This window comes from Shewanella sp. 3_MG-2023, assembly GCF_030548765.1.
Taxonomy (GTDB): Bacteria; Pseudomonadota; Gammaproteobacteria; order Enterobacterales; family Shewanellaceae; genus Shewanella.
Map to the genome: position 1 here is coordinate 44,150 of NZ_JAUOSH010000017.1, position 20,806 is coordinate 64,955.

At 42.2% G+C, this 20,806-nt stretch carries 12 protein-coding genes; 6 read left to right on the forward strand and 6 right to left on the reverse strand.

From position 1 onward, the window contains the following. Positions 1-14: 14 nt before the first annotated feature. The 3 genes from ligA to Q4591_RS11265 all read right to left on the reverse strand — a co-directional run bounded on the left by ligA (position 15) and on the right by Q4591_RS11265 (position 6,606). Positions 15-2,021: an NAD-dependent DNA ligase LigA gene (ligA, locus tag Q4591_RS11255; protein ID WP_102440426.1), complete on the reverse strand. Its 2,007-nt coding sequence runs from the start codon at positions 2,019-2,021 to the stop codon at positions 15-17. A 65-nt stretch (positions 2,022-2,086) separates the two neighbouring features. Beyond that, positions 2,087-3,151, reverse strand: a complete 1,065-nt coding sequence (gene zipA, locus Q4591_RS11260) for a cell division protein ZipA (protein ID WP_303461089.1) — start codon at positions 3,149-3,151, stop codon at positions 2,087-2,089. Between the two features lie 29 nt (positions 3,152-3,180). Next, positions 3,181-6,606 carry a chromosome segregation protein SMC gene (locus tag Q4591_RS11265; protein ID WP_303461091.1) on the reverse strand — a complete coding sequence of 1,142 codons (3,426 nt, stop codon included), beginning with the start codon at positions 6,604-6,606 and terminating at the stop codon, positions 3,181-3,183. 204 nt (positions 6,607-6,810) lie between these two features. Here Q4591_RS11265 and cysZ point away from each other — a divergent pair, with 204 nt between their 5' ends. Together cysZ and Q4591_RS11275 are read left to right on the forward strand one after the other, a co-directional pair. Then, positions 6,811-7,575: a sulfate transporter CysZ gene (cysZ, locus tag Q4591_RS11270; RefSeq protein WP_076540003.1), complete on the forward strand. Its 765-nt coding sequence runs from the start codon at positions 6,811-6,813 to the stop codon at positions 7,573-7,575. A gap of 342 nt (positions 7,576-7,917) precedes the next feature. Next, positions 7,918-10,314, forward strand: coding sequence for a carbohydrate binding family 9 domain-containing protein (locus tag Q4591_RS11275; RefSeq protein ID WP_303461093.1), 2,397 nt, complete (start codon positions 7,918-7,920; stop codon positions 10,312-10,314). Between the two features lie 97 nt (positions 10,315-10,411). Here the strand turns inward: Q4591_RS11275 and Q4591_RS11280 are convergent, their stop codons facing one another. Further along, positions 10,412-11,533 carry a beta-ketoacyl-ACP synthase III gene (locus tag Q4591_RS11280; RefSeq protein WP_102439868.1) on the reverse strand — a complete coding sequence of 374 codons (1,122 nt, stop codon included), beginning with the start codon at positions 11,531-11,533 and terminating at the stop codon, positions 10,412-10,414. Between the two features lie 357 nt (positions 11,534-11,890). On the opposite strand from Q4591_RS11280, the gene cysK reads away from it, so the two are divergent. Beyond that, positions 11,891-12,856 carry a cysteine synthase A gene (cysK, locus tag Q4591_RS11285; RefSeq protein ID WP_303461095.1) on the forward strand — a complete coding sequence of 322 codons (966 nt, stop codon included), beginning with the start codon at positions 11,891-11,893 and terminating at the stop codon, positions 12,854-12,856. 280 nt (positions 12,857-13,136) lie between these two features. Further along, positions 13,137-14,213: a methyltransferase gene (locus Q4591_RS11290; protein ID WP_303461097.1), complete on the forward strand. Its 1,077-nt coding sequence runs from the start codon at positions 13,137-13,139 to the stop codon at positions 14,211-14,213. Positions 14,214-14,327: 114 nt separating this feature from the next. Here the strand turns inward: Q4591_RS11290 and yfcC are convergent, their stop codons facing one another. After that, positions 14,328-15,854 carry a putative basic amino acid antiporter YfcC gene (yfcC, locus tag Q4591_RS11295; protein ID WP_102439871.1) on the reverse strand — a complete coding sequence of 509 codons (1,527 nt, stop codon included), beginning with the start codon at positions 15,852-15,854 and terminating at the stop codon, positions 14,328-14,330. 352 nt (positions 15,855-16,206) lie between these two features. After that, on the reverse strand, positions 16,207-17,121 hold the full coding sequence (gene focA, locus Q4591_RS11300; RefSeq protein ID WP_102439872.1) for a formate transporter FocA: 915 nt from the start codon (positions 17,119-17,121) through the stop codon (positions 16,207-16,209). Positions 17,122-17,652: 531 nt separating this feature from the next. On the opposite strand from focA, the gene pflB reads away from it, so the two are divergent. After that, positions 17,653-19,935 (forward strand): formate C-acetyltransferase, encoded by a 2,283-nt coding sequence (gene pflB / locus Q4591_RS11305; RefSeq protein WP_102439873.1) that lies wholly within the window; start codon positions 17,653-17,655, stop codon positions 19,933-19,935. 88 nt (positions 19,936-20,023) lie between these two features. Beyond that, positions 20,024-20,755: a pyruvate formate lyase 1-activating protein gene (gene pflA / locus Q4591_RS11310; protein ID WP_102519459.1), complete on the forward strand. Its 732-nt coding sequence runs from the start codon at positions 20,024-20,026 to the stop codon at positions 20,753-20,755. The last annotated feature ends 51 nt before the right edge of the window (positions 20,756-20,806 follow it).

The following is a 20,806-nucleotide window of genomic DNA, read 5'->3' on the forward strand; positions in this document are numbered from 1 at the left end:
TTATTAATTAATAATTAGTGACTTAGCAAATCTAATAAGCCTTGTTCATCAATCACTTTCACGCCTAAGTCTTGGGCTTTGGTTAACTTAGAACCTGCAGCCTCCCCCGCGACTAAACAGTCGGTGTTTTTAGAAACACTGCCGGCCACTTTTGCCCCCAGCGCTTGTAACTGCGCTTTAGCATCGTTGCGATTTAACTGAGTTAAGGTACCTGTTAATACCCAGGTTTGGCCTTTAAGGCTTAAGGCTGACTCATCAACGGCTTCAAGAGCAGGCCAATTTACACCCGCAGCGACTAACTTATCAATCACTTCAAGGTTATGGGGCTGAGCAAAAAAATGCGCTATATGTTTGGCAACAATCACGCCGACATCATCCACTTCAATTAACTCATCAATGCTGGCCGCTTTAATGGCATCAAGGGTTTTATAATGGCTGGCTAAATTGGCTGCGGTGGCTTCACCAACTTCACGAATACCTAAGCCATAAATAAATCTTGATAAGGTAGTGGTTTTGGCATCATCAATGGCGGCAACCAGCTTAGTCGCCGACTTCATTGCCATACGTTCTAGCATGGTGATCATCGATGCTGTAAGGGTAAACAGCTCAGCAGGGCTTTGTACTAATTCTTTATCAATCAGTTGCTCAACCACTTTGTCGCCCATGCCATCAATGTTTAATGCTTTGCGAGAGGCAAAATGTTTAATGGCTTCTTTACGCTGGGCTTCACAAAATAAGCCACCACTGCAACGTGCTACCGCTTCACCTTCAAGCCGCTCGACTAAACTGTCACATACTGGGCAAGCTGTCGGGAAGGTAATCTCTTTAGCATCATCAGGGCGCTTTTCAGCCACAATGGCAACAATTTGCGGGATAACATCACCCGCGCGGCGAATAATCACCGTATCGCCGACTTTTACGCCTAAACGCGCAATTTCATCAGCATTGTGAAGCGTGGCATTTGATACAGTAACACCGCCAACAAACACCGGTTTTAAACGCGCAACCGGCGTCACCGCACCGGTGCGGCCAACTTGAAAATCAACCTCTTCAAGTAGCGTCATCTCTTCTTGCGCGGGAAACTTATAGGCTATTGCCCAGCGCGGCGCTCTAGCGACAAAGCCTAAGGTTGTTTGTTTGGCAATATCATTTACTTTAATTACCACTCCGTCTATCTCGTAAGATAAACTGCTGCGGCGCGTCATAATATCGCTATAGTAAGCAAACACTTCAGGTAAGCTGTCACAGACTTTAACTTCTTGACTAACAGGTAAGCCCCATTGTCTTAATTGGGTAAGCTGCCCAAAGTGACTCTGTGCCATTGGCGAGCTTTCACCTTCGACCACACCTAGAGCATAAGCGTAAAAGCCTAATGCGCGCGTGGCGGTGATTTTGCTGTCTAATTGACGAATACTGCCAGCGGCGGCATTACGTGGGTTAACAAAAGTCTTCTCGCCTTTGGCCTGTTGACGCTGATTAAGCGCATCAAATGCTGCTTTAGGCATGATCACTTCCCCACGCACCTCCATCAGTTCAGGGAAATCATCACCCCGAAGCTTTAACGGAATCGAGTTAATGGTGCGCACATTATCTGTGATGTCTTCACCTACGCTGCCATCGCCTCGCGTTGCTGCGCGCTCTAATACGCCATTACGATATAAAATACTCACCGCTAGACCATCAAGCTTTGGCTCACAGCAGTAACTGACCGTATCTACTTTATCACTAATACGTTTATTAAAGGCTTCAAAGTCTGCTTGCTCAAAGGCATTATCTAAACTGAGCATCGGCTTTAAATGGGTAATTTGATCAAACTTGGCCAGTGGCGCGCCGCCAACTCTTTGGGTGGGAGAATCAATGCTAATCAACTCAGGATGAGCCGTTTCAAGCGCGATAAGGCGCTGCATTAAACGGTCATACTCAGCATCAGGAATACTCGGCGCATCATCCACATAATAAAGAATATTATGACGGTGTAGTTCACTGCTAATTTGCTGTATTTCTGTTTTAATGTCTTGCATAAAATCACTCATCTAAAAAGCAAACAAGGCCGCAAGTGCGGCCTCATTGTAAAATATAATAAAATTTAAGAAACGGCTCGAATTCGGCTTAAGTATGCTTGTTTATTAGTATCAGTCCAGGCGTTACGCTTGTCGTCTAACACTTCAGCGCCTAAGTCATCAGCCAGTTGCTGGGCTGAATTAAGCATAATTGAGAAATTTCTTAACGCATCGCCATGGCAAGGCAATGTCATAAATAACACCACACCTTGAGTGGCAAACTGTTCCATATTGTCAGGGTCAAATACCCCAGGCTTTAACATGTTAGCCATGGAGAATAGCACTTTTCCATTACCGGCATTATCTTGATGACGATGGAAAATATCCATATCGCCGAATTTAAAGTTAAGCGATAACAAACAAGGTAATAGCTCGGCGCCTTGTAATTGTTCACCGTCACGGGCAACCACATGCAGTACTAATACATCTTGCGGCTCGCCAAGTGGCTCTTCTACTGGCTCAGCCTTTGGCGCAGTTTCGACAACAGGAGTGAGCGGCTCTTGTGCTAAGGTTTGATGTTCTGGCGAATGAACACTTGCAGAGCTCACATTAGATTCAGCTTTGGTTACTGGGGCTTTTTCAATAGGGTCGTCAATAAACGGTTCATTAGAGTCATCATTAAACTCTTCACCAAACAGCGCTTGTTGGGTTGGTATATGCTCTGGTTCTTTGGCAGCGGTAGTCATTACGGGATCTTTTCTACCCGGATGGTAACTTGGCGCTTGCACATTCACTGCTGATTGGTTTTGTAGGCCAATGCCCTTTTTTGAACCCGCTGCAGTAATTTCTAGCTCTGCACTATCAAGTTGACTGCTGCTTACATTAGGCTTTAAATGTGGGCTAACCTTCGACTGTCTCATAACAGGCTCAACTGAGACCTCGTCAGCTTTAACCCGTCTCACTTCACCAATACCATCAGCGTCAAACCCCTGTGAGTCACGCTGCTCTGCTTGGCCTTTATAAAACCCCGTCATTGGGTTGTCTTTTAACGTTTTAGGTTGTTGTTTACGAATAGACCAAAACCCATGTACCAATACTGCGATAATCGCTATTGCGCCTAGTATTGACAAAACCAGTTGAAAATCTTCCATTGGTGACCCTGTAATCCTATTTATTCTATTTATTCAGCGTCGGCAAGTGCCACCGCTTCTTCGATATCGACTGCGACTATACGTGAAACGCCCGGTTCATGCATAGTGACACCTATTAATTGATCAGCCATTTCCATGGTGATTTTATTATGGCTAATATAAACAAACTGCACACTCTGTGACATCTCTTTTAATAAGCGGCAAAAACGCTCAACGTTGGCATCATCTAAGGGTGCATCAACTTCATCAAGCATACAAAATGGTGCTGGATTTAGTCTAAATATGGCAAATACTAATGATAAAGCGGTTAAGGCTTTTTCTCCACCACTAAGAAGGTGAATAGTACTATTCTTCTTGCCGGGTGGTTGCGCCATAATGGTCACACCCGTTTCAAGTAAATCATCATCCGTTAAGGCTAAATAGGCTTTACCACCGCCAAAAACCTTAGGGAATAACTTTGATAAGTCCGCATTGACCGCATCATAAGTGGTTTTAAATCGAGTGCGAGTTTCCTTATCGATTTTACGAATGGCCTCTTCAAGTGTGGCTAAGCCTTTATTTAAATCATTATCTTGATTATCTAAATAAGCCTTACGTTCACTTTGCTGCTCAAACTCTTCGATTGCCGCGAGGTTAATGGCCCCTAAATGACTGATTTGAGCTCTTACTTTATCAAGGTTTCGCTGCCATACAATGACTTTAGCTGTTTCAGGAATATGCGCTATCACATCTTGAATCTTTATCTGTTGTTCTTCAAGTAACTGAAATTGGCCATCGGCCTGACCTTTTAATCCTTCACGACGTAACTTTAACCCGCTGAGAGACTGAGTCAAGTTTTGCAGTGCACCAAGCTGTTGTTTTTGAATCAATACCGCACTATCGAGCCGAGTTTGTAACTCTGCCTGCTGTGTACGATTTGAATTCAGTAATTGTTGTTTAGCTTGCTGAATGTCGAGTTGCGCGTTTAATTGTGTTTGCAGCTGTTGTAATTGCTGCTCACCTAAACTGGCATTAGTTTGCTGCGAAGATTCCCGCAGCTGCTTGATTTGCGCTGTGGTGGACTCGCTCTGCTGGGTTTGCTGGCTAATATTGGCTTGTAATACTGCTACTTGAGTGTGCAATTGTTGCATTTTTTGCCGGCAACTATTGCTATCACGCTCTTGCTGACTGCGGTTAGCTTTATAATCTCGTAGCTGCTGACTGGCAGTTTGCCAATCTTGATTTACTTGCTGCTGGGTTGCCAACTGCTGTTGATGCGTTTGCTGGGATAACTCAAGCTCGGCAGTTAATCGCTCTATCGCTTGTTGACCTGCGCCAATTTGTCCTTGCAGCTGAGCCACTTGTTCATCAAGGCTTTTTTGTCGGCGTAATCTGTCTTGTTGCTGCAGCACCAAACTGTGGCTCTGAGCATCAAGCTTACTGCAATCTAATTGCAACTGGTGATGTTTAAGTTGAGATTGACTCAATTGCGCGTGAGCATCGCCAACTTGCTGAGTTTGTAAGCTCACTTGCTGCTGCAACTGCAACAATTGCTCATTTAATTGGCTAATTTGTATTTGTAATTGCTGGTACTCATTTTTAAGTGCCAGCTGTGATTGCTTAGAGTCGGCTTTTTTAAAGACAAAGCCATGACCCACTAAATAACCATCTTGAGTAGCAAAAATGCCATCTGAGCTTAACTGCTTAAGCTGCGCTTTTGCCTCATCAACACTGGCACACCAGCTTACATGGTGAAGCCAAGGGGATAAATTAACCGCAGCGCTAATTTGGTGATTCAGCGCGCTCACCTCACCTGTGGCAATAAAACCACTCACTGATGGGCCAATTGCACCACCAGCATCAATCACTTTGGTGGCTAAAATGCCTTGCAGTAATACATCAACAGCCTTTTCCCAGCCTGGCGTTACCTCAATGGTTTGCCATAAAGCTTGCTGATCATCGTCATTGCTGGTTAGCCATTGCTCAATCAGCTCACTTCTGGCGCTTAGTGACGATAACTGCTGTTTTTGCTGCTGATAATCTTCACTTGCCTGAGCTAGCTGTTGTTGCTTATCTTCAAGTTCATCAGTGAGTTGATGTTTGATTTCATCTTCTAATTCAAGTTGCTCTTTAAGGGCGGTTAACTTGAGGTCAAGTGCGGTTAATTCAGCTTGTGAGTCAGACTCAGTATTTCGCTGCTGCTCAACACTAAGTTCGATTAACTGCTTTTGTTGCTGCGACAGCATTTGTTGTTGATGCTGCAATTTGCTCTGGGTTAGTGCCGCTGCCATTTTGGCATTCGCCGCGCCATCAGATAACACCGATAAATGCTGCTGTAAGTCTGCCGCTTTTTGCTCAACATCTTGCAGCTGAGCATCAATAACGCCCAGCGCTTGTTCTGCTGCAACAAGTTCAGGTTTGCCCTCAGCTAACTGCGCCGTTAATTGTTGCTCTTGCAGCATCAAGGTTTGCAACGCATTACTAGCAACTTGCTGCTGCGAAATGAGATCTGCTAATTGTTTTTCCAGCTGATTATCTTGTAGCTGTTGATGTTTAAGCTGTTGTTCAAGCTTAGCGATTTCTGTGCCTGCTTGATAATACTCGGCCACCAGCTGTTGCTCAGCAGCGGTTAATTCTGCAATTTGGGTTTTAAGCTGAGTAAGGGTTAATTCAGTGGTTTCACCATCTGCATTGGCAGCAGCTAAATTAACTTCAAGTTGTAAAATCTCTTGAGCAATATTGTCGCTTTGGTTTTTAAGCTCTTGATAGCGCATCACCAACAATTGCGCATGTAAGTCACGTTCTTGTTGCTTAAACTCACGATATTGCTTGGCGGCCTGCGCTTGTTGTTCAAGCTTGTCGATTTGGCTACCGAGCTCTAAGCGAATATCGCCCAATCGCTCCAAGTTTTCACGGGTATGGCGAATACGGTTTTCAGTTTCACGGCGGCGTTCTTTATAACGGGAAATGCCTGCTGCTTCTTCAATAAAAACCCGCAGTTCTTGGGGTTTAGATTCAATAAGACGCGAAATCGTCCCCTGCTCGATAATGGCATAACTTCGTGGGCCCAAACCTGTGCCCATAAATAAATCGGTAATATCTTTACGGCGACACTTTTGACCATTCAAAAAGTAATTTGAGTCACCATCGCGACTGACTTGTCTTTTTACCGATATTTCTTGATAACTGGCATATTGGCCTGCTAATCGACCATCGAGATTTTCAAAGCTCAACTCAATGCTGGCAACTGACACGGGTTTTCTGGCGCTAGAGCCATTAAAAATCACATCCATCATCGAGTCGCCACGCAAATGCTTAGCAGAGCTTTCGCCTAGCACCCAGCGCACGGCATCAATGACATTGGATTTACCACATCCATTGGGGCCTATAATGGCCGTTAAAGGTTGGTTGAAGGGAATTTTGGTGGAGTCAACGAACGACTTAAAGCCAGCAAGTTTTATTTGTTTTAATCGCATTGTGCTTGTGAAGTTGTTCCAGTGAGATTGATTAAGAAGCGTCGATGAATAATCATCTCGTCTGCGTAAGACGGATAAAGTACAACTTTACCAATCGCGCTGCATTTTGTAACGATTTTTATGACTTAAACACACTTTAAGGCTTGTTTTCCGCTCAATGCATCACCACAATCATCATAACTAGTTTTTTCAAGGATGTAATCGATGCCAATTAAACCAATGAAAAGTGGTGTTAATTATTTTATGGATGGGTTTAAGCTCATAAAACAACCGGGGCTACGAACCTTTGTCTTCATTCCATTAATGGTTAACTTAGTTTTATTCTCAACGGTCATTTATTTTGCCATTGGTAAATTAGATGAAATGTTTGCTTGGATGAACGGCCAAATCCCCGAATACCTCACATGGTTAAATTTTTTCCTGTGGCCACTGGCGGTTGTTAGCTTATTAGTGGTGATGTCTTTTATCTTTAGCTCAGTGATGAACTGGATAGCTGCGCCCTTTAATGGCCTGCTGGCTGAAAAAGTTGAGATGCACTTAACCGGTAAGTCACTTAACTCTGGCACAACGGTAGATTTAATTAAAGATTTGCCGCGAATAATGGGCCGAGAGTGGACTAAATTAAAATACTACCTGCCTAGAGCATTACTGTTTCTAGTGTTATTTATCGTGCCTGTTGTTGGCCAAACCGCCGCGCCCGTTTTATGGTTTTTATTCAGTGCATGGATGATGGCAATTCAGTATTGCGACTTCCCATTCGATAACCATAAAGTGCCGTTTGAGGATATGAAGTTTGCCCTCAATCAAACTAAAGGCACCAGCTACACCTTTGGCGCCACAGTAACGCTGTTTTCAATGATCCCGATAGTGAACTTTATCGTCATGCCAGTAGCTATTTGCGGCGCTACCGCCATGTGGGTTGATAAATACCGTGATGCTTATAAGCATCCAGAAATAGCACCTGAATAGTTTCGCAATGAGAATACCGTTGTTGATTCTGCGGTATTGATATCAAGAGGCCTCGACATTTTGTTGAGGCTTTTTATTGTATATCTGTCTCTTACTGAGGTTTGTGACTAATACTTTGATTATTTGCTGTTGCCTTTAAGTATGCATATGAGGCTAACGTTAGGAAGCGGCCTATTGAGCATGCGTCATCCTAGTTTTTAACAAGTAAATATTTATCAATTGTTAATTCCAAGCCCTCAAACGCAAGTAACAACTAAAAACATTTTAATCACATAAAATTAACGACTTTAGTATGACTTTCTGCGACAATCTCGCAAACTAACAATAAGTTACAGATTCATCATGAGAAGTATTGTGAAAAAATACCTGACAACACCTTTGTTTCTATCAAATTCCACCATTAGAAGCGCAGCTATTTTAAGCGTGTTTTTTAGCACTTTTCTGCTCCCTGCTTCTGTTATCGCTGGTGATGCAAGTCAATTTAATATCGCCATTCCAACCTTATCCGAGGCTGTAGAAATCGATGGCGAGTTGAATGAGCCACAGTGGCAACAAGCTGCCACTATGCAGCTTAAATATGAAACCTCACCGGGTGAAAACATTGCCGCCCCCGTTAGCACTGAAGCGAAAATATTTGCCACAGAAACCAGTTTGTTTGTTGCCTTTTTGGCTAATGACCCAAACCCTGAACAGATCCGCAGTAATTTACGTGACCGCGATAGCTCATGGGGTGATGATCAAGTGGGTATTAAGCTCGACACCTTTAATAATGCCCGCCTTGCCTATCAGTTTTTTATCAACCCTTATGGGGTTCAAAATGACTCTATTGAAAATGAGTTAACAGGTGAAGAAAGTGATGCCTGGGACGGTATTTGGTATGCTAGTGGTCAGATCACAGCCCAAGGTTATCAAGTTGAACTAGAGCTACCATTAAGACTATTTAACTTTGATGACAATAAAGACCTGCAAACTTGGGGCATTGAATTAATTCGCTTTTACCCAAGAAATGAAACCCATCGTATATCAAGCCATAAAATTGATCGTAATGTGTCATGTCAATTATGCCAACTCGGCACCGCAACAGGCCTTGAAGGCGCTAAGCAAGGTAAAGATATTCAAATTACGCCATCAGTGGTGGCAACCAGTAATAATCAACGTAATCTTAATCCTAACCAGCCTTGGGAAGATGATAATCATGTTGAAGCTGGGCTCGATTTACGTTGGGGCATCACCCCTACAACGTTATTAAATGCCACCATTAATCCTGACTTTTCCCAAGTAGAAGCCGATTCTGGTCAGCTAGATGTTAACAATACTTTTGCGTTATTTTACCCTGAAAAACGTGCTTTCTTTTTAGATAATAAAGATTATTTCGATACCCAATTAAGCCTATTACACACTCGTAATATTGCCTCACCTGACTATGGGGTAAAGCTTACCAGTAAAACTGATGATCACACTTTAGCTGTGTTGGCGGCTAATGACGAAAATACCCAGTTTTTAATCCCGGGTAACTTAAGCTCAGATATCGCCACCATTAACGAAGAAAGCTATAACCTTGCAGCAAGGTACCGCTTTGATCCCAACAAGAAGCTATCTTTTGGTGGTCTGGTTACCGCTAAAACCTCAGAGAATTACCATAACTATGTTGCCAGTGTTGATATCAAGTATCAGCCCACTGAGCAAGATACTTTTACCGGGCAATATGTATTTTCAGACACGCAATATCCTGATGATTTGTTTCAACAGTTTTGCCAAGGCGAGGATTGCAGCGCACCGCCACAAAGCTGTGAGTTGGGTAATTGTGAATACAATGAACGCGTGCTACGCACTAACAAGCAAGATAACTTTTCCGACAGTATGTACCGGGTAAGCTACGACCATATTCGTCGTAACTGGCGCGCCTTTAGCCGTTATGAATCCATTGGTGAAGACTTTAGAGCTGACTTAGGTTTTATTGACCGAATTGATGCCAGTAAGTTTGTCGTCGGCGGTAATTATGTTTGGTACCCAATGGAAAACTTTTTCAACAAAGTGGTATTTGGCGGCGATTGGGACATTACCCACAATCAAAATAATGAAAAAATTGAACAAGAAGCTGAGGTGTATATTGAGTTTAACGGCGGCTTACAAAGTTACATATCAACCGGTTTTGTTCACAAAGACCGCGTAGGTAGACGCCATGATGGCTCATCACTGGCCATTGATGGCAATACCACCATGTACGATATTAATTTCAATTGGTTGTACGCCAACTTTACCCCGATACAGTCACTGAAATTAGAAATTGATATGAACTACGGTGATGATATTGATTACGCCAACGACCGTGCGGCTACTGTGACTATGTTTAACCCAGCGGTGGAGTGGAAGGTGACTGAGTCAATCATCTTAGATGTGAATCATCGCTACCAAACCCTTGATGTTGATGAAGGTACTTTGTTTACCGCTAACCTGACTGATTTACGTCTCAATTGGCAAATCAGCTTAAATAGTTTTTTACGTTTAAGCAGTGTCTATACCGATATTGAGCGCGATCCAAGTTTATATCAATACCAATCGCCGAATAAGCAAAGTCAGAATTTAGGCAATGAAATTTTATATGGCTATAAGCTAAATCCACAAAGTGTATTTTATCTGGGTTATTCCGACGGCTTGGTTGCTACCGATGAAATCGATTCATTAACCCAAAAAGATAAAACCTACTTTATGAAAGTAAGTTATGCCTGGTTACTGTAGTTATTAGTCGTTAGTTGTTTAAGATTTTACCCATTGATGATCAAAAAGACTGCCTTGGCAGTCTTTTTGATTTAGTTGAAAGTACACACAGTTAAAATTAAGTCTTCTCTAAAATAATACTGCCAACAGAGTAGCCTGCTCCAAACGAGCAAAGCAGACCTAAATCACCAGTTTTAAAGTCCTGATTATATTTATTAAAAGCAATAATCGAGCCCGCTGAAGCCGTGTTTGCGTATTCATCTAATACCACTGGTGCCTGCGCTGCATCCACATTGTCACCAAGCAGTTTACGCACCACAAACTGATTCATATTGATATTGGCTTGATGTAACCACAAGCGTTTAAATTCATTAGCTTGTATCTGCTCTTGTTCGAGTTGCTTGTCTAAATGCTGATAAATCATTGGCAACAACTCTTTAAATACCTTGCGCCCTTGTTGATGAAACAACTTATCACTGCTGTTAGCATTGAGCGGATCACAGCGATTCATATGGCCAAAATTACTGCGGATATTATTAGAGTAATCAGTAACGCATTTGCTCGACAGCACATTAAAAGCAAACTCAGTGTGAGCATTGTTTGCTTTTTCAACCACAACTGCGGTTGCGACATCGCCAAAAATAAAGTGGCTATCGCGATCGCGATAATTAACCTGCGGCGAACATATTTCAGGATTAATCACCAATACCCTAGATGCTGTACCTGACTGCACGGCATTGATCGCATTGACTATGGCAAATGTAGCTGACGAACACGCCACCAACATGTCGTAGGCAAAGCCCTTTGTGCCCATGGCTTGCTGAATTTCGATAGCAATTGCAGGGTATGAGCGCTGAGTATAAGCACAGGCAACAATCACTAAGTCAATGTCACTGGCGAGCAGTTTAGCCTGTTCTAAGGCTTTATTCGCCGCCGCGATACCCATTTCAGCCTGCATAGATAATTCGGTACTTGGGCGATCTTTTATCAAAGGCATCATGATGTCAGGCTCTAAAATGCCCTCTTTGACCATCACATAACGCTGCTTAATTCCTGAGGCTTTTTCGATAAATTCAGCCGATGAGTGGGCTAATGCGTTTAATTCACCATTCGCGATTAAGCTAGCATGCTGGCTGTTATATTGGTCGACGTAACGATTAAGGCTTGTTACTAGCTCTTCATTACTAATGCTATGGGGTGGGGTGTAAAGTCCACTTCCTGAAATCACCACTTTGTTCATATTATATCTGCCATTAAGGTATTGGGGAGTAACAAGTTTCCCACCTCGACATTGCCATACTGATAACTTTTGGCCATCTGGTTAATACAGGGAAAATTTTACAATTAAAACAAGTCTATTGGGTTCTGGCATTTTCGCTAAGCACTAATTGACGATTTGCTAAAGGTCTGACCATCTAAGCGAGTAATAATGTGCTTAACTGTTGCAGCAAAAGTAAATGATTGTTAATTAAGAAGATGCTTTATTATTATAGTAGAGTTTGCTTTAATAACTAAAAGGAATAACGAATAACTAACTGTCACTGTTAAAGCCACCTAAACCGATTATCATTAGACAATGCAAACAAGGAGCTAAACCATGAGCAACATTTACGAAGACAATTCATACACGCTAGGTAATACCCCACTAGTGCGCCTTAATCGAGTAAGCAATGGTAATGTGCTAGCAAAAATAGAAGCACGCAATCCAAGTTTCAGCGTTAAATGTCGTATCGGTGCCAACATGATTTGGGATGCTGAAAAGAAAGGCACCCTTAAGGCAGGTATCGAATTAGTTGAGCCAACCTCAGGTAATACCGGTATTGCACTGGCTTATGTTGCCGCTGCCCGCGGTTACAAGCTAACCCTCACAATGCCAAACACCATGAGCCTTGAGCGCCGTAAACTGCTTAAAGCATTAGGTGCTAACCTTGTGTTAACTGAAGGCGCTAAAGGCATGAAAGGCGCAATTGATAAAGCAGAAGAGATTCGTTTATCAGATCCTGAAAAGTACCTTATTCTTGGTCAATTCAGTAACCCTGCTAATCCAGAAATTCATGAAAAAACCACAGGTCCAGAAATTTGGAATGACACCGATGGTAAAGTCGATGTATTCGTAGCAGGTGTTGGTACTGGCGGTACTATTACCGGTGTGAGCCGTTACTTAAAAAGTAAGAATAAAGATATTGTGTCAGTGGCAGTTGAGCCAGTTGATTCTCAAGTTATTGCTCAAGCTAAAGCAGGTGAGCCTCTGCAACCTGGACCACATAAAATTCAAGGTATTGGCGCAGGTTTCATCCCTGGTAACTTAGATTTAGATATGGTTGATCTTGTTCAAGCTGTTAGCAATGACGATGCAATTGATATGGCGCGCCGCTTAATGAAAGAAGAAGGTATCTTAGTCGGTATTTCTTCAGGCGCAGCAGTAGTTGCGGCAAATAAAATTGCTGAACTGCCAGAATATGCAGACAAAAACATTGTTGTTATTTTGCCTTCTGCTGCAGAGCGTTACTTATCATCGGCACTATTTGCTGGCGAATTTAGCGATAGCGAAAACGTACAGTAATCATATTTAGTGACCGATTACTAAAAAGTCGGTAAACACTTCAAAAAGCTCTGTATTTACAGGGCTTTTTTATTGGTTTAAACAAACGTAACTACCTGCACATAAGTAAGTTTCAATTCAACTATCTGCAACATCTAAGGCTTGTGTCCCAAAAATGCATTATCCCGCCCTAGCATGTCATTAAAAAGCTCAACATCTAGAGCTAGATCAAGCTCCTATTTAATAGTGTTTGCTAATATCGCAGCACTTTTTTTCCTGCTGCTAGAGCAATCTTCATTTTATGTCTTTTTATCAATCACCGAAAAAAATATCCGCCTACGATGCTAAATTCGAAGCACAAAAAATAGCCTTCGCACCTGTAAGCTTTCAAGTGGCCCGTTGCCTTAGCCAATTCGGCCTACTGGCACAAATTGATGCAGCAGGCGATCAAGGTATTAGCTTAGCGCAGTTAGTAACTGATGCTGACGTATCTGAGTATGCTATTCATGTTTTACTGGATATGGGTCTAAGTATGGGTCTGCTTTGGTGCAAAGATGAGCGTTACCGCTTAGATAAAACAGGACATTTCTTATTACATGATGATATGGCTGCAAAGAATCTGAACTTTATTCACGATGTCTGTTACCAAGGTTTGTTTGAATTAGAAGCATCACTTCGTAATGGCAAAGCTGAAGGCTTAAAATACCTTGGCGATTGGGACACCATTTACCCGGGATTAAGCCAATTACCTGAGCAGGTTAAACGCAGCTGGTTTGAGTTTGACCATTACTATTCCGATCATGCGTTTGATAGTCTTTTACCGTTAATTTTTCGATCTAAGCCTCAACATATTGTTGATGTGGGCGGCAATACAGGTAAGTGGGCGTTTGCTTGCACAGGCTATGATGACCAAGTCAACATCACCATTATGGACTTGCCGGGTCAGTTAACTGTAGCGATGGAAAATGCCAAGATAAATCAGGTTGCCGATCGTGTGCATCCACTTGAAACAGATTTGCTTGATAGTGATAAACCTTTCTATCAACATGCTGATTTATATTGGATGAGCCAATTCTTGGATTGTTTCTCAAAACAGCAAATTATCACTATTTTAAAACGCGCCGCTGCTGCAATGCGCTCTGATAGTGAGTTGTGTATCTTAGAGACTTACTGGGACAGACAACCATACGAAGCGGGTGCCTACTGTGTTAACGCCACCTCACTATATTTTACTGCAATAGCGAATGGTAATAGCCGCATGTATCACAGTAAAGATATGCTAAAAATGATCAGTGAAGCAGGCCTTTATGTGGATGAAGATATAGATAACATTGGCATAGGTCATACTTTGTTACGCTGTAAGAAAAAGCCTTGTTAAGCTCATTTTTAAGTTAATGACTTATTTAGTCGTTATCACAATAAAAAAACGGCATCAATTCATTGATGCCGTTTTTAATAAATGCCATTTATAATAAATAATATCGCGCCTTGTTTAACTGAAGCCTAAATAATGGGCCGTAATCACTGCAATGCTCGAAAGCACCATAAGCGCTACCATAAAGCGCCAAATAAACTTAACCCAATCACCCCAATCCACTCGGCATACGCCTAAAGTCGCCATCAGCGACGCTGAAGTAGGCACTAACACATTGGTAAAGCCGTCGCCTAACTGAAACGCCAGTACTGATACTTGACGAGTCACACCCACAAGATCTGCCAGTGGCGCCATCAATGGCATGGTTAACGCCGCTTGGCCTGAGCCTGAGGTGACGAAGAAATTAAATACCGACTGGAATAACAACATAAACCAAGCAGATAAGGCATTCGGTAGCTGGCCAATCACGCTACCTGCACTGTGCAAAATACTGTTTAGCACACTCGGTTCTGTTGCCCCCCCACTGCCAATTAATAATAAAATGCCAGAAGCTAAACCCACTAATAGTGCAGGCTCGAGCATGGTGCCTGCACCTTGCTTAAAGCTTTGAGCTACTTTATTCATGGTTAAGCCGTTTAGGTTGAACAATATGCCAATAATACCGACTACAATGCCCATGGTAAAAAACTGGCTGGCAATTTCAGGAATAAACCACGCATGAGCAATCACGCCCCAGATAACCCAGCCTATGGTTGCTGCAATGGTTAGTAATACCAATATGTCACCCATATTAAAGCGACTGTCTTTTACTGTTCCTTGCTGGTTATCTCTAAAATGCTGATCACTATGAAAACTAAACGACAAGCTGGGTTGCTTTTGAATTTTACTGGCGTAGCGCATGGTAAAAATAATCCCAATTAAGGTAAAGCCAACCCAAAGCCCAAAGCGTACCCCTGCCCCAGATAATACCGGCACCCCTGAAATGCCTTGAGCAATCGCCACACTAAATGGGTTCATCCACGAACTGGCAAAACCAATTTGTGTCGCAACGTAAGTCACCATCACGGTACATATGCCGTCGTAACCAAGGCGGATCATTAACGGGCAAATGATAATTGCAAAGGCGATTGCCTCTTCGCCCATACCAAAAACCGCCCCGCCTAAAGAAAATAAACTAAAGATAACCGGAATAAATAACTGCTCGTTGCCCTTGGTTTTATCGATTAAGCGTAAAATACCGTTATCAATGGTGCCAGTGGCCATCACCACTCCAAATGAGCCGCCGATCACTAACATGAACATAATCACGCCAATGGCACTGCCCCACTTAGAACCAGAAACTAAGCCTTCAAAGGCGAAGTTAAAAAAGCCCATGCCACCATCACCTTTAAATAGCCCCATTGGGCTAAGTAGTGGCTCACCTTGTTCATCTGTTGCATAGCTAAACGAATTAGGGTCGACAACACTGCGTGTCTTTTCCACACCATCGACAACATAATGTGCCTCTTGGGTAGTAAAGGAGCCAATGGGCACCACATAGGTCAACAGTGCTGCAGCAAAGGCAACAAAGAATATGATCACTAAGGTATCAGGCATTACTTTGGTTGTTTGGGGGGGATTACTGGCTATTTGTTGCTCTAACATTTCATTACCACTGTTATTGTTATTATCAGGTAGGTTTTATTTATAAAATTCTAGCATTTAAATAGTCTTAAATATTGCAGACTTTTAGTTAAAATATCTAAAAATGGCAGGTTAACAATATATTAGCGCCTAAAAAGTAGCCTTAACGCATATTCGTTTGTTATTGAAAAAGTTTAATCGAATAAAAACCAGTCAACAATAAAAGCCTGATGATATTAGTACTTGATATCAAATGCTGCTGAGTTTGAAATTGCTTTGGTAAAAAAGGCTAGCTACAAAAATGCCCAGCAAAGGCTGGGCATTCAAATTAAGACTGACAGTAGTTCTATGCAGACTTCATACTCTAAGGTGCTTAATCGTTTTTAGGCTCAACACGGCTTGTAATAGTGCCGTGACTTGCGCCGTCAGTGCCAAGGGTTAATTTACCTTGTTCAACTAACCAAAAGCCGATGCCAACAAACACCCCACCACCCACTATATTACCTAAGGTTACAGGGATCAGGTTATGAAACACGAAGTTACTCACAGTAAGATCGGCAAATTGTTGCGGGTCTAGGTTAAGTGCTACATAAAAACTATCCGGTGCAAATGAATGGATAGCAATACCAATTGGCACCATAAACATGTTGGCAATACTATGCTCAAAACCGCTGCTCACAAACATGGCTACAGGCAGGATCATCAGTAAGGATTTCGTCAGGAGATCTTTGGTGGCAAAGGTCATCCACACAGCTAAGCACACTAACATGTTACATAAAATACCTAAGGTAAATGCTTGTGACCAAGTGTGATGAATTTTGTGCTGTGCAAGCTTCATTGCACTTAACCCCCATTGACCATCATTGAGTTCAAACATGCGCGCACTCATGATCAGAAACACCATCAATAGTGCGCCGACTAAATTGCCCGCATAAACTCTGGCCCAACAACGTAATTGGGTCGCTGTTTTGACTTTTTTCTGCGCCCAAGGGATCGAGGTTAACACTGTACTAGTAAATAACTCTGTGCCGCACACCACAACTAAAATTAATCCTAAGCTAAACGCAATACCGCCAATAAAGCGTGTCATGCCCCAGCCCATAGTACTGCCGTTAGTCACTGTAATGTAAAACACAAATGCAATCGCAATAAATGCACCGGCAAATATCGATAACATAAATGATTGCCAAGGGCTTTTAGCAACTTTAGCTAAACCAAATGCTTCAGCATTTTGGAAGGTGGTTGGCGTCGCAGCAATTTGCTGTTGATCGCCAGATGCATTTTTCATAAAAACCCCGAGCAAAACTATAAGTTAAATTGGTATGACCAAGAACAAAGATTAAAAAATCTACCAGCACCATGACCCAATTAGATTAACAGCCACTAATTAAGTATCAGTTTTTCTAAAAGGTGCTATAAATCAGTATAGCAAGCAATATAGGGCTAAGCAGCCTTAGCAGCACGCTTGCAAAAGGTTAGCAAGAATAGACCCAATTGATTAAATAAAAAACTTTTTGCTCAAAAACTGTTAAGCACTTAACAGTTTCACTGTTCGCATAGCCAAATTTTATTTTTTTAAGTGAAGTTAACCCAAAGCTATGTTAATCTTTGCAGGGTAAATTGGTCTTACCAATTTAGACAAATGGGAAATTTAGCTTAATCGCTATTACGATAACGGTTAAGCCAACGGATTAGATGCCCTTGCGATCATCCATCAATAGGGATCTCAATTTTTGTTCTGCAAACTTGTTTGTAATAGACATCAACTAACATCAAGTCGCAGTTCAGCAGCAGTTAATTGACGAGAAGGTAAATTACCATGACCGATAAAACAGAGTTATTTGCAAATGCGTGGCAAGGTTTTGAAGCTGGCGACTGGAAAACAGAAGTCAACGTTCGTGACTTTATTCAGAAAAACTACAACCCATATGAAGGTGATGAATCTTTCCTAGCTGGCGCTACCGCAGCTACTGAATCACTTTGGGAAAAAGTGATGGTTGGCATCAAGCAAGAAAATGCAACCCACGCACCTGTTGATTTCGACACAGAAATGGTTTCGACCATTACTTCTCATGATGCTGGTTACATCAATAAAGATTTAGAAACTATCGTTGGTTTGCAAACTGATGCGCCGCTTAAGCGTTCAATGCTGCCAAATGGTGGTATTCGTATGGTTGAAGGCTCTTGTAAAGCTTATGGCCGCGAATTAAACGCAGACGTTAAATACACTTATTCTGAATTACGTAAAACCCATAACCAAGGTGTATTCGATATTTATACTCCTGAAATTATGGCTTGTCGTAAATCTGGTATTTTAACTGGTTTACCTGATGCATATGGCCGTGGCCGTATCATTGGTGATTACCGTCGTATCGCGCTTTACGGTATTGACTACCTAATGCAAGATAAATACGCTCAGTTCTCTTCACTTCAAGCAGGTTTTGAAGCTGGCGAAGATTTAACTTACACAATGCAACTGCGTGAAGAAATTGCAGAGCAACATCGTGCATTGGGTCAAATCAAGAAAATGGCAGCAAAATACGGCTGTGATATTTCTCTTCCTGCGACGAATGCAAAAGAAGCAATCCAATGGACTTACTTTGGTTACCTTGCAGCTGTTAAGAGCCAAAATGGCGCAGCAATGTCATTGGGCCGTACTTCTACTTTCATCGATATCTTCGTTGAACGTGACATCGCTAACGGTGTTATCACTGAAGAACAAGCACAAGAAATGGTTGACCATTTCGTAATGAAACTTCGTATGGTGCGTTTCTTACGTACTCCTGAATACGATGAATTGTTCTCAGGCGACCCAATCTGGGCAACTGAATCAATTGCTGGTATGGGTTTAGACGGTCGTACTTTGGTAACTAAATCAAGCTTCCGTTTCTTACACACGCTTTACAACATGGGCCCAAGCCCTGAGCCAAACATTACCGTATTATGGTCAAATGAGCTGCCACAAGGTTTCAAAAACTACTGTGCAAAAGTATCAATCGATACGAGCTCAATCCAGTACGAAAATGATGACTTAATGCGTCCTGATTTCGAATCAGATGATTACGCAATTGCCTGTTGTGTTAGCCCAATGATTGTGGGTAAACATATGCAGTTCTTCGGTGCCCGTGCCAACTTAGCGAAAACCATGCTTTACGCTATCAACGGCGGTGTTGATGAAAAACTAAAAATCCAAGTTGCACCTAAAGCAGATGCAATCACATCAGAAGTATTAGAATTTGATGATGTAATGGGTCGTTTAGACGGCTTAATGGATTGGTTAGCGACACAATACGTGACAGCACTTAACTCTATCCATTACATGCATGATAAGTATTCATACGAAGCTTCATTAATGGCATTACATGACCGTGATGTACGTCGCACCATGGCATGTGGTATCGCAGGTCTTTCAATTGCAGCCGATTCACTATCTGCAATTAAATACGGTACTGTTAAGCCAATCCGTGACGAAGACGGCATTGCAATTGATTTTGATATTTCTGGTGAATATCCAAAATTTGGTAACAATGACCCACGTGTAGATGACATCGCTTGTGACTTAGTTGAACGTTTCATGGCTAAGATCCGTACCATGAAAATGTACCGTAATGCGATTCCAACACAGTCTATTCTTACTATTACTTCTAACGTTGTATACGGTAAGAAAACGGGTACTACACCTGATGGTCGTCCAGCTGGCGCACCATTTGCTCCGGGTGCTAACCCAATGCATGGTCGTGATGAAAATGGCGCAATCGCTTCATTAACATCAGTAGCTAAACTGCCATTTGCTCACGCACAAGACGGTATTTCTTACACATTCTCTATCGTGCCAAATGCACTAGGTAAAGATGAAGTTGGACGTCGTGCTAACCTTGCATCATTGATGGATGGTTACTTCATGAGCAACGCTAACAGTGAAGGTGGTCAACACTTAAACGTTAACGTAATGAACCGCGAAATGCTTGAAGACGCGATTGTTAACCCTGAAAAATACCCACAGTTAACCATTCGTGTGTCTGGTTATGCGGTACGTTTCAACGCGTTAACACCTGAACAGCAACAAGATGTTATTACACGTACCTTTACTAAAAGCATGTAATATCAACTAAAATCGGTTGTGCTAATATAAGTGATGTCACTATTGCTAATTAGCACAACCTTTTTTCATTTGTTTGTTCGGAGTTCTCATGACCACAGGTCGCATTCACTCAATCGAGTCTTTTGGCACAGTAGATGGCCCAGGCATTCGTTTCGTTGCCTTTATGCAAGGCTGCTTAATGAAATGCCAATACTGCCATAACCGTGACACTTGGGATTTAGATGGTGGTAAAGAGGTCAGTGTTGATGAACTCATGAGCCAAATCATCAGCTACAAACCTTTCTTAAAATCAGGTGGCGTTACAGCAACTGGTGGAGAAGCGATTCTTCAAGCTGATTTCGTAAACGAGCTCTTTAAAGCCTGTAAGCAAAACGATTTGCATACCTGTCTCGATACCAATGGTTTCGTTCGAAAATACACACCGATTATCGATGAACTACTCGATAACACCGACTTAGTATTGCTTGATATCAAGCAAATGAATGATGCCAAACACATTGATTTAACCAAAGTGAGCAACCAACGCACACTGCAATTTGCACAGCACCTTGCTAAGCGTCAGCAAAAAACTTGGGTTAGATATGTTGTGGTTAACGGTTTTACTGAAGATATCGACTCAGCCATTGCCTTGGCAGATTTTATCAAGCCGATGACAAACGTTGAGAAAGTTGAATTACTGCCCTACCACCAGCTTGGCACCCATAAGTGGGAAGCTTTCGGTGAAACCTATCCGTTAGAAGGTGTAGAGCCGCCAAGTAAAGAAACGATGGAAGCCATTAAAGCGGTATTCGTCGAGCGTGGAATAAGTGCCAATTATTAAGTTTCGCTAACTTATGATTGACTCAGTCATTTTTAAAGTGTGTAACCCTTG

Coding starts and splice junctions, on each gene's coding strand:
- ligA (WP_102440426.1), bottom strand. CDS start 2,021: ATGCAAGACATTAAAACAGAAATACAGCAAATTAGCAGTGAACTACAC.
- zipA (WP_303461089.1), bottom strand. CDS start 3,151: ATGGAAGATTTTCAACTGGTTTTGTCAATACTAGGCGCAATAGCGATT.
- Q4591_RS11265 (WP_303461091.1), bottom strand. CDS start 6,606: ATGCGATTAAAACAAATAAAACTTGCTGGCTTTAAGTCGTTCGTTGAC.
- cysZ (WP_076540003.1), top strand. CDS start 6,811: ATGCCAATTAAACCAATGAAAAGTGGTGTTAATTATTTTATGGATGGG.
- Q4591_RS11275 (WP_303461093.1), top strand. CDS start 7,918: ATGAGAAGTATTGTGAAAAAATACCTGACAACACCTTTGTTTCTATCA.
- Q4591_RS11280 (WP_102439868.1), bottom strand. CDS start 11,533: ATGAACAAAGTGGTGATTTCAGGAAGTGGACTTTACACCCCACCCCAT.
- cysK (WP_303461095.1), top strand. CDS start 11,891: ATGAGCAACATTTACGAAGACAATTCATACACGCTAGGTAATACCCCA.
- Q4591_RS11290 (WP_303461097.1), top strand. CDS start 13,137: ATGTCTTTTTATCAATCACCGAAAAAAATATCCGCCTACGATGCTAAA.
- yfcC (WP_102439871.1), bottom strand. CDS start 15,854: ATGTTAGAGCAACAAATAGCCAGTAATCCCCCCCAAACAACCAAAGTA.
- focA (WP_102439872.1), bottom strand. CDS start 17,121: ATGAAAAATGCATCTGGCGATCAACAGCAAATTGCTGCGACGCCAACC.
- pflB (WP_102439873.1), top strand. CDS start 17,653: ATGACCGATAAAACAGAGTTATTTGCAAATGCGTGGCAAGGTTTTGAA.
- pflA (WP_102519459.1), top strand. CDS start 20,024: ATGACCACAGGTCGCATTCACTCAATCGAGTCTTTTGGCACAGTAGAT.